Raw genomic sequence first — 11,909 nt, forward strand, 5'->3', positions numbered from 1 at the left:
CTTATTCCCTACATTTGCGGTTTGCTCTAAATACGAAACAGGAAGGGCAATTTATCATAAACAGAAACTTCATGTACGATATTTGTTGCATAGGGCATATTACGTTAGATAAAGTGGTGACACCGAGGGCGGTTGCACACATGGCCGGCGGTACATCTTTTTATTTTTCAAGTGCTATCCGTAATATGGATGTAAGCTACACTTTGGTAACCTCACTGGCCGAAAGTGAAATGCATGTGGTAGAAACCTTGCGCGCCAAAGGCACCGAAGTACATGCTTCAACCTGTGCTCATACCGTATATTTTGAAAATATTTATTCAGGAAACCAGGATCACCGTACGCAGCGTGTGCTGCAAAAGGCCGATCCTTTTTCTGTTGAACAACTGGTTGATATTGATGCCAAAATATTTCACCTGGGCCCGCTGCTGGCCGATGATATTCCGGTGGAGCTGATCAAAGAACTGAGCAGCCGCGGCAGGGTATCGTTGGATGCTCAAGGTTATTTACGTAAGGTGGAAGACAAAAATGTGATCCCTGTTGATTGGCCCGCTAAAAAGGAAGCATTGCAATACATTGATATTTTAAAGGTTAACGAGCACGAACTGGAAGCGCTTACGGGCCTTACAGATATTAAAAAAGGTGCAGAAGTACTGGCGGATTGGGGTGTTAAAGAAGTGGTAATTACATTGGGCAGCATGGGTTCTGTAATTTATGCAGATGGGCTGTTTTACAACGTGCCCGCCTATATCCCAACCGCAGTGGTTGATGCTACGGGTTGTGGTGATACCTATATGGCTGGTTATTTATACCAGCGTACTAAAGGTGCTTTATACCAGGAAGCAGGCGAATTTGCCGCTGCAATGGCCAGCTTTAAAATTGAATCGTCAGGGCCATTTACCGGTACCAAAGAGGATGTATTGAACCTGCTGGAAGTTGGTCAGAAGACTTTTAGTTATTGATCGATTCCAAGTGAAATACGCTTGAAATGTTAAGCGAGTTAGCCATATAAAAATAGTCATTTAGATAGAGCATAGCGCTATGCGAAAGAGAAATCTTGTCCTGCTTAGTAAGCGAATTAAAAGGGGGTATAAGATTTCTCCTCACTCCATTCGTTCGAAATGACAACCTCCTTTTAATAAGGAGAAGGCCGACAAGCGACAGCATGTCAGAATGAGTCAATGGATTAATTTATATATCCCTTACATCATTAGCGCCAATCCAGCCCTCGTTGCCGTTAACAAGCCTGATTTTAATCCAGTCGTTATTGTGCTCCAGTACCTCTACTTTGGTGCCATCGTGCAGTACAAATAAATCTTTTGCTGTATGGGTAGGCGCGCTTTTAATAGTAACAGAATTGCTGAAAACAATAGCCTGCTGATGGCTTTCAAAATAATCGGCTTGCCTGCCTGCAATAAAAATAAATGACAGACCTAAAAACACTAAAGCTATAGCCGTGTAAAACGAAGCTTTTTTAACACCTACCGATTGGGTAAAACGATACAGGATAAGCGCCCCTGAGCCAGCTAATATGCTCAATACACTTAACACAGCCAGCGTACCTAACGAAAATGCCAGAATAAAGCTATGCCACCATTTGCTGATAAAAAACTCAGGAGCCTCATCAAGCTTGTCGGTAGTTTTCAGATTGGCCAGCTGCAGGTTTAATTTTATATCGTCATCGCCTGGCGAAAGCTTGTGTGCCTTTTCGTAATATAACAAAGCGGGTGCTATATCGCCATTTTTATAATAGGCGTTGCCAAGGTTAAAATATACAGGCACCGATTGGTAACCGCCATCAACCAGTTTTTGGTATGATGATATAGCCTCTTTATACTGGGCCTTAGCGTAATGATCATTCCCTTTTTTAAACAATGCCGATGTGCTGCTATCGCAGAAAGCCAATACCGGCGTTAGTATGAACAACAAGCATAAAATGCGCCTGATCATGTTATATTTTATCTTCAATGTCATTGATCATGTTTTTTGCTTTGTCAAATATCTGCTGTTCTGATATGCCCGACACCGGCGCATAACGAGCCATATCGCACAGGTCAAGTGTATCCAGCAGCTCATTGACCAGGGGTTCATCAAGGTTCCTGGATTTGAGTTCTGCGGCTATTTTTTCACGGTTAAGATCGGCGGCGGCAATATTCAGTTTATCACTTAAATAACCATAAAGGCCCTTGAAAACATTTTCATAAAACGCGTTTGAGTTTTTGGCCGACAGCTGCGCCTGAGCACTGGCCAGGTGTTTAGCTGCTATTTTGCTGGCCTTACGGCTCTTTACCTTCACCATGTCGCTGTTGGCACGCTCATACCAGCTACCATAAGCTAATGCGCCTAAAAATAGTAATGGACCGAATACCAATAAGCTATAGTATAATCCTGAACCATAAAAACCTTCGCCGCTTTTGCTGATATTACCATCATCACGTTTAATATAGCGAATATCTTTATTCAGCAGTTTCACATCCTGCTTATCGGCACCTGAATAGGCAGTCACATTATTTTCTGAAAGGCCTTTGTTAACCTTTATCTGGAATGGTTTTGTAGGCAGGGAAACATATTTTCCTGTAGTTGGGTTAAAATACGAGAACTTAACCGGATCAATAGTAAAATTACCCTGGTGCCTTGGTATCAATAAATAAGTATAGGTGCGGCTACCTGACTGGCCGTTAGCGTTTTCGGTGATCGTATCAGCTATTTTGGGATCGTATTTTTCAAAATCGGCTGGGAACGAAGTGCCCAGCGGTTTAATAAGTTTCAGGTTACCAGTTCCGGAGATCTTAATTTTGTAGTTAAGCGCCTCGTTTGCTTTAAGTTCCTTTTTATCTATACCCATACTTATGGAGAAACGGCCAACCGCGCCGCCAAAGCCATCCGGTTTGCCGGCAAGCGGCAGTGGCTTCACGTGAATAACAACCGGGGTACTTTTAATACGATATTTTACATCGTTGTATGAACCAAAAAACTGACCGAACATATCATCATCACTTGCACCGGCAGCTTCTCTTACTACGAAGAAAAAGGAGATAGGATCAAGCGTGATATCACCAGAGTGTTCGGGGAAAAGGATGGTTTGCTTGATATTGGCAACGTTGAATTTAGAGCCGTTATAAACCTCGGTTCGCCAGTGTACATTCTGATCAGGGTTTTTAATATCCTGACTGTAAAAGCCGTTCAGGTCAGGAAGCTTTTCGGGTTCGCTGCCTACAATGGCTACGCGGGTATATAGTTTGTAAGTTAATGTAATCTGTTCGCCCAGAAAAACACTCTTTTTATCAACATCAGCCCTGATAAATAGTGATTTGGATATATCGGTACCTGCTTTGTGCATGCTAACCCTGGTATCCGGACCGCTTTGCTGTTGTTGCGAAGGCGCAGCAGCGTTGTTATTTTGCGGAGCAGCCTGTCCCTTAACTACTTTAATGTTGATGGGCTTAGTGCTCAATTGCTTCCCGTTTACCACTATACTGGCCGGGCCAATGGTGTAGCTGCCAGGTTTTGCGGCAATAAGGACATAACTATACTCCATACTTGATGAAGCGTTACCATTAATGACCGACATGCTTGTAGATACATTAGGGCCGGCTACTATTAAAAACCCTGTGAACGATGGCGGAGTAAAGCGGTCGCCGTTGCCGTTTATGGCAAAAGTAACTTCAAACTGTTCAGTAGTACTTACTTCAGTTTTACTTACCGTGGCCGTGAAGTGGATATCGGCAGCAAAAAGCAGGCTGCTTTGCAGCATTAACAGCAATACTATGGAATATACTCTTTTCATTTATTTACTGTAGTAACGCTTACCAGTCTTTAGTGATACGCATTTTTGCGCCTTTTAATTTCTTGTTCTTCAGCTTATCCTGAGTTTGCTTTTCGTCGTTATTCAGGGCTTCCAGCATTCGTTCTGCATCATCTTTTGATACATTGTTTGGGTTAGGCTGCTGCTGATCTTTATTGTCCTGGTTCTGCTTATCCTTGTCTTTATCCTGGTTCTGCTTATCCTGGTCCTTTTTGTCTTTATCGTTCTTGTTCTTATCGTCTTTGTTTTTGTCCTTATTTTTATCCTTGTCCTTGTTGTCTTTATTCTTGTCTTTGTTGTTCTTATTATTTTTGTTGTTCTTGTCCTGGTTTTGCTTTTGTTTCAGCTTTTCCTGGGCATAAGCAAGATTGTAGCGGGTTTCATCATCCTGCGGGTTGTTGAGGAGCGATTTTTTATAGGCCGCTACACTTTCTTCCAGTTTTTTTGATTCCAAGAGGGAATTACCAAGGTTGTGATAAGCTTTTGCCAGTACCTGTTTATTATTTGAGCCCGATGCTATTTTATTAAACTGAGCACCTGCTTCAGCATATTTTTTTTGTTTGTATAAGGCATCGCCCAGGTTAAAGTTACCTTCAACTGTTTTATCTTTTTTACCTACCGATAGGCGGTAGCTTTTTTCGGCATCCTTGTAGTTTTGCTGCTGGTACAGTTCGTTACCCTTTTTAATATACTTTTTTTCTTGCTGGGCAAAAAGGAAAGAAGCCTGCAGCATTAATAATACGAGTATGATAAATTGCTTCATGACTTTTTTACTTCAAATAACTTTAATCCGCTTAACCGCATATTTTTACGGTTAGAGATGAAAAACTCTATCACTAGCAGTGCCAGCGCTATGGCCAGGAAAAACTGGAAGCGGTCCTCAAAATCCTTATACGTTTTGCTATCGTACATTTTACGCTGTACTTTACCAATCTGATTCATTACAATATCCAACCCGCTGTTGGAGTTATTGGCTCTTACATAAACGCCGCCACCAGCAGCCGATATGTCTTTACCCATGTTTTCGTCAAGCTTACTTACCACGGGTTTGCCTGCACTGTCGGTATGGAAACCGGCCGGCTGTCCGTCTTTATACATAGGAATAGGGGCGCCATCCGCCGAACCTACACCTACTACATTAATCATTACGCCTTTGCTTTGAGCCTGTGTGGCAGCCTCAACAGCATTGTCCTCATGATTTTCGCCATCGGTAATGATGATCATGGCCTTGCCGGTGCCATTTTTAAAATCAAACGACCGCATACCCAAATCTATAGCCGCCCCAATAGCAGTACCTTGAGTAGGTACCATATTGGTATTAATAGTATTTAAAAACAGCTTAGCCGCAGAGTAATCGGTGGTGATAGGCAATTGTACATAAGCCTGACCCGCAAATACAATGATACCAATACGGTCGTCATGCATTTTATCAATAAGCTGGGCAATGGCCTGCTTGGCGTTTTCAAGACGGTTAGGAGCCAGATCCTGTGCCAGCATACTGTTTGATACATCGAGCAATATCATAAGATCGGCACCTTTGCGTTTTACCTCTTCGGTTTTTGAACCCATCTGCGGATCGGCCATGCCAACTATAACACAGGCGTAAGCCACTATAAAGAAAATGAACTTAAGCCAGGGCCTTGAAAACGATACCTGCGGTATCATGAGCCGTACCACGTTTTTTTGACCAAGCGAAGCAACGGCCTTCTTTTTCCACCGGCTTACCAGTAAAAACAGCAGGATAAAAACCGGAATAACCAGCAGTCCCCATAAAATATCTATATGTGCAAAACGTAGCATTTTATTAGGTTAAAGCCCCTTTAAACAGGGTGTTTTTTAATAAAAATTCAAGCGATAGCAGCAGCAGGGCTAAAATGGCCCATGGCAAAAACATTTCCGTTTTTTTGCGGTACTGGGTTACATCAATTTTAGCTTTCTCTAATCTGTCTATCTGGGTGTAAATCTGTTTCAGGGTTTCATTATTGGTGGCCCTGAAATATTTACCACCGGTAATGTTGGCAATTTTCGATAACGTACCCTCGTCAATATCAACCTTCATACGCTGATATTGTATTCCAAATGGCGTTTGTACCGGATAAGGCGCGTAACCATTGGTGCCTAAACCAACTGTGTAAACACGCACACCAAACTGCTTGGCAATTTCAGCAGCGGTTATAGGCGGTATAGATCCCGAGTTGTTTGAACCATCTGTAAGTAAAATGATCACTTTACTTTTGGCATCGCTGGTACGTAAACGGTTTACAGCGGTGGCCAGGCCCATCCCAATGGCGGTACCATCCTCTATCATGCCATTTTTAATATCGGCATACAGGTTTATCAGCACATCATGATCAATGGTAAGCGGACATTGTGTAAAGCTTTCGCCGCTGAAGATCACCAGGCCTATACGATCATTGGGGCGATTCTTGATAAAATCGATAGCGATGTTTTTACCAGCCTCTAAACGGTTGGGTTTAAAATCTTCGGCAAGCATACTGCCCGATATATCAGAGGCAATCATAATATCGATACCCTCAGTAGTGCTATCCTGCCAGCTTAATGACGATTGCGGCCTTGCCAGTGCCACTATTAATGCCGCCATGGCTAATGAGCGCAGCACAATACCAACATGTCTGAAACGGGCCACATTGCTCTTTCTGCCTACAGCGAAACCTTTTAACGTTGGTACGCTCAGATTACCCTGCAGCTGGCGCTGTTTCCAGATATACCATGCAGCCATTAACGGTATAATGATCAGCAGCCAGAAAAATCCCGGGTGGGCAAATTCTATTCCTTTAAACCAGCTCATTTTTTATCCTCTTCCTTTGCAACCGGCGGCTGAAAAACCTGCTGTGTTTTTTTAACAAATGCCACGGCATTATCCATGCTTTGCTCGTTTTCAAAAGGCAATGGTTTTTCCTTGGCAAATTTTACTAAATCGGCCAGGATCAATACCTGCCTGAGCGCGTTCCTGTTCTCGTCAGAAATTTCCATGTAACGCAGGCTGGCAAATATCTCATCAGAGGTTTGCTCCATAGCCTGAATTGAGTAACGGCTTTCCAGGTACTCACGTATCACATCGGTTAATTCGGTATGGTACTGCTTGGTTTGTTCCTGCTGCCATAGTTTTTTATCGTTTATGGCAGTTAATTTTTGCAGAGCAATAATATGAGGAGGTACAACCGGAGCTGGAGGTTCAACCACTGTCTCCTTTTTAGGTCTTTTCTTCAGATAATAGATAATACCAGCAATAATGAGTGCAACGGCCAATACGCTAACAATCCATACCCAGTTATCGCGCAGCCAATCCCAAAAAGTATAGGAAATAGCAAGCGGCTGTTTAATATCATAAGCTGCCTTGGTGGTATCAACAATAACGGTGGCTACAGTAAGTTTTAAAGGTTGTGTATTAACATCGCCACCCTGTGTATGGAACGCGTAAGAAGGTATTACGTAATCGCCGCTGTCAAAAGCGGTAATAGTATAGTTGTGTCTGATGGTTTTCAGGCTTACATCATCTTTGTCAAATAAGGTATCGGCCTTGCTGCTTACAATTTGTATTTTGCCGCTAATGGTATCCGTCAGTTTTGGAAATTCAACCTTATCATTGGCATGAAAGCGCGCAATAAGGTGAAGCTGTGTTTGCTCGCCTATTTTAATGGCAAAACGATCCAGCTTGGCCTCTGCCTGCACTGTTTGTGCGCTGCTTTTATAGGCAAACGCGGTAAGCAGCAGGTTTAGGAACAGTACGTATTTAAAAAAACGCTTTATCATCTTTTGCCTTCCCGCTTTTTAAACAGTGTCATTAATGGTTTAACATATGATTCATGTGTGCCGATGCTGGTAAAATCAACTCCCGAGCGGCTAAAGGTTTCCCGCAATTGCCCGTTTCTTTTCAACGCCTCTGCTTTGAATGCCTTGCGTACGGCCTCATCGGCAGTATTTATCCAAATCAGTTCGTCAGTTTCTTCGTCTTTTACAGGGACGAGGCCGAGGTTTGGAAACTCTTCCTCATGCTTGTCATACAAACGCAAAGCAATAATATCATGCTTTTTGTTAGCAATCTTGAGTTCATCCTCAAAACCCGGACTAATAAAATCTGATATGATGAAAGCCGTACATTTTTTCTTGATGGCGCGGGTAAAAAACTTGAGAGCCTCGCCAACATTTGTTCCCTTATTTTCAGGAGTAAAAGCAATCAGTTCGCGAATGATCATCAGGATATGACTACGGCCTTTCTTTGGCGGAATAAATTTCTCTACCTTATCACTAAAGAACAGCACACCTACCTTATCATTGTTTTGTATGGCCGAAAATGCCAGTACGGCGCAAAGCTCGGTGGCTATATCCTGCTTTTGCTGGTTCTGGGTGCCAAAGTTTTCAGATCCGCTAACATCGATAAGGAGCATGAAGGTAAGCTCTCGCTCTTCATCAAAAACCTTAACATAAGGGTGGTTAAAACGTGCAGTCACGTTCCAGTCAATGGTTCTGATCTCATCGCCCAGCTGGTATTCACGTACCTCGCTAAAAGCCATACCACGGCCCTTGAAAGCCGAGTGATACTCGCCCGAAAATAGGTGGTTACTTAACCCCCGGGTCTTGATCTCGATCTTCCTTACTTTTTTAAGCAGTTCTTTGGTATCCTTAGCCATAATATTGGTGAAGAAGAATCAAGAGGTAAGAATCAGGAATCAAGACAAAAAATTAAATTTTCTGTCACAATGCCTCCTCTTATTTCTTATCTCTTGATTCTTATCTCTTAACTACTATCTCTTGGTTCTTGTCTCTTATTTCTTGCTTCTATCTATGGTACCTCCACCACATTCAGTATGCCGGTGATGATGTTTTCTGAGGTAATATTTTCGGCCTCAGCCTCGTAGCTTAAGCCAATACGGTGGCGTAGCACATCATGGCATATAGCGCGTACGTCCTCAGGTATCACATAGCCTCTGCGTTTAATAAAGGCGTAAGCTTTTGCAGCCAGCGCCAAATTAATACTTGCCCTTGGCGATGCGCCAAAGGTGATGAGGTTTTTATAATGTGCCAGTTTAAATTGTTCAGGGAAACGGGTGGCAAAAACAATATCAATAATGTACTGCTCAATTTTTTCGTCCATGTATACTTCCCTTACAATTTTGCGCGCACGCACAATTTCTTCTGGCTTAATAATAGGCGAAGGTTTTGGCATACCGCCCGGTAATATATTGGCACGTACAATTCTTTTTTCTTCTTCCTTATCCGGATAGTTGATCACTACCTTGAGCATAAAACGATCGACCTGTGCTTCGGGCAGTGGATAGGTACCCTCCTGCTCAATAGGGTTCTGGGTAGCCAGTACCAGGAACGGGTTGGGCAACGGGAAAGTGTTATCGCCAATGGTTACTTGGCGCTCCTGCATGGCTTCAAGCAACGCGCTCTGCACTTTGGCAGGGGCACGGTTGATCTCATCGGCCAGGATAAAGTTAGAGAACAGCGGGCCTTTACGCACAATGAACTCTTCCTTTTTCTGATTATATATCATGGTACCCAGTAAATCGGCAGGTAACAGATCGGGTGTAAACTGGATACGGCTGTAATCGGCCTGTATGGCTTTTGCCAGGGTATTGATGGCCAGCGTTTTTGCAAGCCCCGGTACACCTTCTAAAAGAATATGCCCATCGGCCAGTAAGCCGATCAGTAATCGCTCTACCATATATTTTTGGCCGATGATCACTTTATCCATCTCCATTTTCAGGAGGTCGATGAACGCGCTTTCTTTTTGTATCATTTCATTCAGCGCCCTGATATCGGTTGAATACGATAAGCTACCAGGTATAGCGCCTGATGAAACATTTTCGGTATTACTTTTAAATTCTTCCATGCAATCTTTTTAATTCGGTAGGCAAACTTAAACACACAAACTTTTTTTCGCCAAAAAAATTCCCCGCTTATTTGTTAAAAAGTGTTAAATTTTTGTTGTCAGCCGTAAATATATAGGTTTTTAGCAGGCGATTGGGCTAACAATTGCATGTTGTTGGGCTTTATTGCTTAAAGGAGTATTTATTGCTCTAATTTTCAATGCAAAGCAAAACTGATTAGTTATTTTTAGCCGCATATTACATTATCGCAGTATCATGTTTAATATCCCCCGTTTATTTAGTTTGCTGGTCATCTCATGCATTGGTTCATTGAGTATGGTTTATGGGCAAAATGCTTATAAAAATATCCCGCTGCCGCAGAGCATCAACGGTGTAAATGAAGAGTTTTCGGGGATGACCATGTATAACGGACGGGTTTACCTGGAGCCGCAATATGGCAACTATAAAGAAACCAAGCTTGATGGTGACTTTTACATATACAGCCTATTGGCAGATAGTGTTGGCCGGGTAATTGACGGGAAAGATACGGCACTCACCAGCTATCGTACTATCAGCGTTAAAAACCTTAATAAACTGCCCGATTCTGTAAAAACTTACTATGAAGGCTTTGAGGCCATTGCTATTATAAACAATACAGTTTATCTCTCCATTGAAACGAACGACACCTATGATTACTGCTTTTTATTGAAGGGAAAACTGAACGAAGCAAAAAATGAGCTAATTATCGATCCTCATCATTTTGTAACGCTTAAACGCCCATTGCATGTTGATAACGCTGGTTTTGAAAGCGTTGCCTGGCTGCCTCATGAAAAGAAACTGCTGGCGTATTACGAATACAATGGAGAGCCAAAAGGCGGTAGTGGTTATTTAATTGATATCGATTTTACAAAAGCTCCTGAGAAAATAGAAACTCCGCAACTTTATTTCAGGGTAACAGATATAGCAGTAACCGGTGATGATAAAATATATGGTATCAATTATTTCTGGAATGGCGATTATAATGCTTATCTGAATAACGGAGTGCTTAAAAACGAGGAAGAAAACATCAAACAAACCATTCCTGATCTTAAAGCAGGTTTGGATGCCGATACCGCATACCTGAAACAGAAAAGCACCAGCTATGGACGCATTGTAATGCTCAATAATTATAAAGATAAGCAGTGGAAACAGATTACCTCAGCTTTCCCTGCACCAAAAAATAACTGGGAAGGCTTAGCACTTTACCGTAAAGGAGCGCTTATTATTACTGATGCTAACCGCAGCAATAAGCAGCTTACCACGTTTGGTTATGTAGAATTTCAGGAAAATTAATTCATAGACTCATTTGCACATCTACACATTCGCATTAATGCTTATCGCCAAGGCCGAACTCTCTGTAAGTGTTAGGAGCGCTATCGGCATTTTTAAAAGCGAAGGTGAAGGTTGCTCCCCAGCTTTCAAAATCGGCGTTTTTGTCGGTTGATGCCTCGATGTGTACCGAGCTGATCATGTAAATGCCTTCGCGGCTCAGTTTAAAATAAACTTGCCCCTGGCCGTCTGAGCTTAATTTTTGCGGGAACACATTGCCGCTTATGGTGCGCGTGTAAACAATTACAACAGCATCTTTCAAAGGTTTGCCTTTAAATAATATCTGCGCGGTTACATCGTCGCCATAGCTGGCTTTATATGGGTTTTGTTGGATCACTATCTCGTAGTCCTCGCCCAGAGGTTTGTCAAAATCTTTACCGTTAGCTTTATCAATGGCTATCAGTGTTTTAACATAACGGTTTGATTTTTCAACAAAATATTGCTGATTGCTGTTTTTAGCATCTTCGGCAATTTTATCAAGACCTTCGTTACCCAGGTTTTTTAAAAACTTATTTCTTTCAGATTCTATGCTTTCAGTTTTTACAACTTCTATCAGCGCAAGGCCGCTATTTTCAAGTGTGTAATTCAATATGTTGGCCGAAGTATCTTTAGGGAGGTTATTCAGGTCAGTTTTTTTTGATCCCTCATACAACGTGAATTTTGAGATCTTGGCGTTTTGAGATTTGTATTCGGCCTCCTTTTGAAACTCGTTTCCGCTTAAAAGATGCAGGTTAAGCTTTTCGCCCTTCTTCATATAAAAGTTTTCCGGCAGCAAAAAGTAGTCCTGCGAGCTGGCTGCAAAACCGATCATCAATAATAACGCGCACAATAAAAAACCGAATTTTTTCATAGTTTCCAGATAGGATTGCCAAACATACAAAGTTTTAAAAACTTCAGTAGTT

11 protein-coding genes are annotated in these 11,909 nt (G+C 42.2%); 2 read left to right on the forward strand and 9 right to left on the reverse strand.

The features are described 5' to 3' along the window. Positions 1–71: 71 nt before the first annotated feature. Positions 72–959: a PfkB family carbohydrate kinase gene (locus QWZ01_RS23200; protein ID WP_290327603.1), complete on the forward strand. Its 888-nt coding sequence runs from the start codon at positions 72–74 to the stop codon at positions 957–959. 229 nt (positions 960–1,188) lie between these two features. Here the strand turns inward: QWZ01_RS23200 and QWZ01_RS23205 are convergent, their stop codons facing one another. From QWZ01_RS23205 to QWZ01_RS23240, 8 genes are all read right to left on the reverse strand, one after another. Next, on the reverse strand, positions 1,189–1,971 hold the full coding sequence (locus QWZ01_RS23205) for a tetratricopeptide repeat protein (protein ID WP_290327605.1): 783 nt from the start codon (positions 1,969–1,971) through the stop codon (positions 1,189–1,191). Continuing rightward, positions 1,949–3,784 carry a BatD family protein gene (locus QWZ01_RS23210; RefSeq protein WP_290327607.1) on the reverse strand — a complete coding sequence of 612 codons (1,836 nt, stop codon included), beginning with the start codon at positions 3,782–3,784 and terminating at the stop codon, positions 1,949–1,951. Before QWZ01_RS23210 ends, QWZ01_RS23205 begins: the two co-directional genes overlap by 23 nt. A 19-nt stretch (positions 3,785–3,803) precedes the next feature. After that, positions 3,804–4,565 carry a tetratricopeptide repeat protein gene (locus tag QWZ01_RS23215; RefSeq protein ID WP_290327609.1) on the reverse strand — a complete coding sequence of 254 codons (762 nt, stop codon included), beginning with the start codon at positions 4,563–4,565 and terminating at the stop codon, positions 3,804–3,806. After that, entirely contained in the window at positions 4,562–5,602 is a 1,041-nt protein-coding gene (locus tag QWZ01_RS23220) for a vWA domain-containing protein (RefSeq protein ID WP_290327611.1), read from the reverse strand. The genes QWZ01_RS23215 and QWZ01_RS23220 overlap by 4 nt, the downstream gene beginning before the upstream one ends. 4 nt (positions 5,603–5,606) lie before the next feature. Continuing rightward, the gene (locus tag QWZ01_RS23225) at positions 5,607–6,611 is read right to left on the reverse strand and encodes a vWA domain-containing protein (protein WP_290327613.1); all 1,005 of its coding nucleotides are present in this window, start codon (positions 6,609–6,611) and stop codon (positions 5,607–5,609) included. Beyond that, complete coding sequence (locus QWZ01_RS23230) at positions 6,608–7,576, reverse strand: BatD family protein (protein WP_290327615.1); 969 nt, start codon at positions 7,574–7,576, stop codon at positions 6,608–6,610. The genes QWZ01_RS23225 and QWZ01_RS23230 overlap by 4 nt, the downstream gene beginning before the upstream one ends. Further along, positions 7,573–8,454, reverse strand: a complete 882-nt coding sequence (locus tag QWZ01_RS23235) for a DUF58 domain-containing protein (protein ID WP_290327617.1) — start codon at positions 8,452–8,454, stop codon at positions 7,573–7,575. Before QWZ01_RS23235 ends, QWZ01_RS23230 begins: the two co-directional genes overlap by 4 nt. A gap of 152 nt (positions 8,455–8,606) precedes the next feature. Beyond that, positions 8,607–9,662, reverse strand: a complete 1,056-nt coding sequence (locus QWZ01_RS23240; RefSeq protein WP_290327619.1) for an AAA family ATPase — start codon at positions 9,660–9,662, stop codon at positions 8,607–8,609. A 253-nt stretch (positions 9,663–9,915) separates the two neighbouring features. Here QWZ01_RS23240 and QWZ01_RS23245 point away from each other — a divergent pair, with 253 nt between their 5' ends. Continuing rightward, a complete protein-coding gene (locus tag QWZ01_RS23245; RefSeq protein WP_290327621.1) occupies positions 9,916–10,971 on the forward strand; it encodes a hypothetical protein in 1,056 nt (351 codons plus the stop codon). Positions 10,972–11,005: 34 nt separating this feature from the next. Here the strand turns inward: QWZ01_RS23245 and QWZ01_RS23250 are convergent, their stop codons facing one another. Beyond that, positions 11,006–11,857, reverse strand: coding sequence for a DUF4198 domain-containing protein (locus QWZ01_RS23250; protein WP_290327623.1), 852 nt, complete (start codon positions 11,855–11,857; stop codon positions 11,006–11,008). Between the last annotated feature and the right edge of the window lie 52 nt (positions 11,858–11,909).

Source organism: Mucilaginibacter aquaedulcis (assembly GCF_030409325.1).
In the GTDB taxonomy this organism is placed as follows: domain Bacteria; phylum Bacteroidota; class Bacteroidia; order Sphingobacteriales; family Sphingobacteriaceae; genus Mucilaginibacter; species Mucilaginibacter aquaedulcis.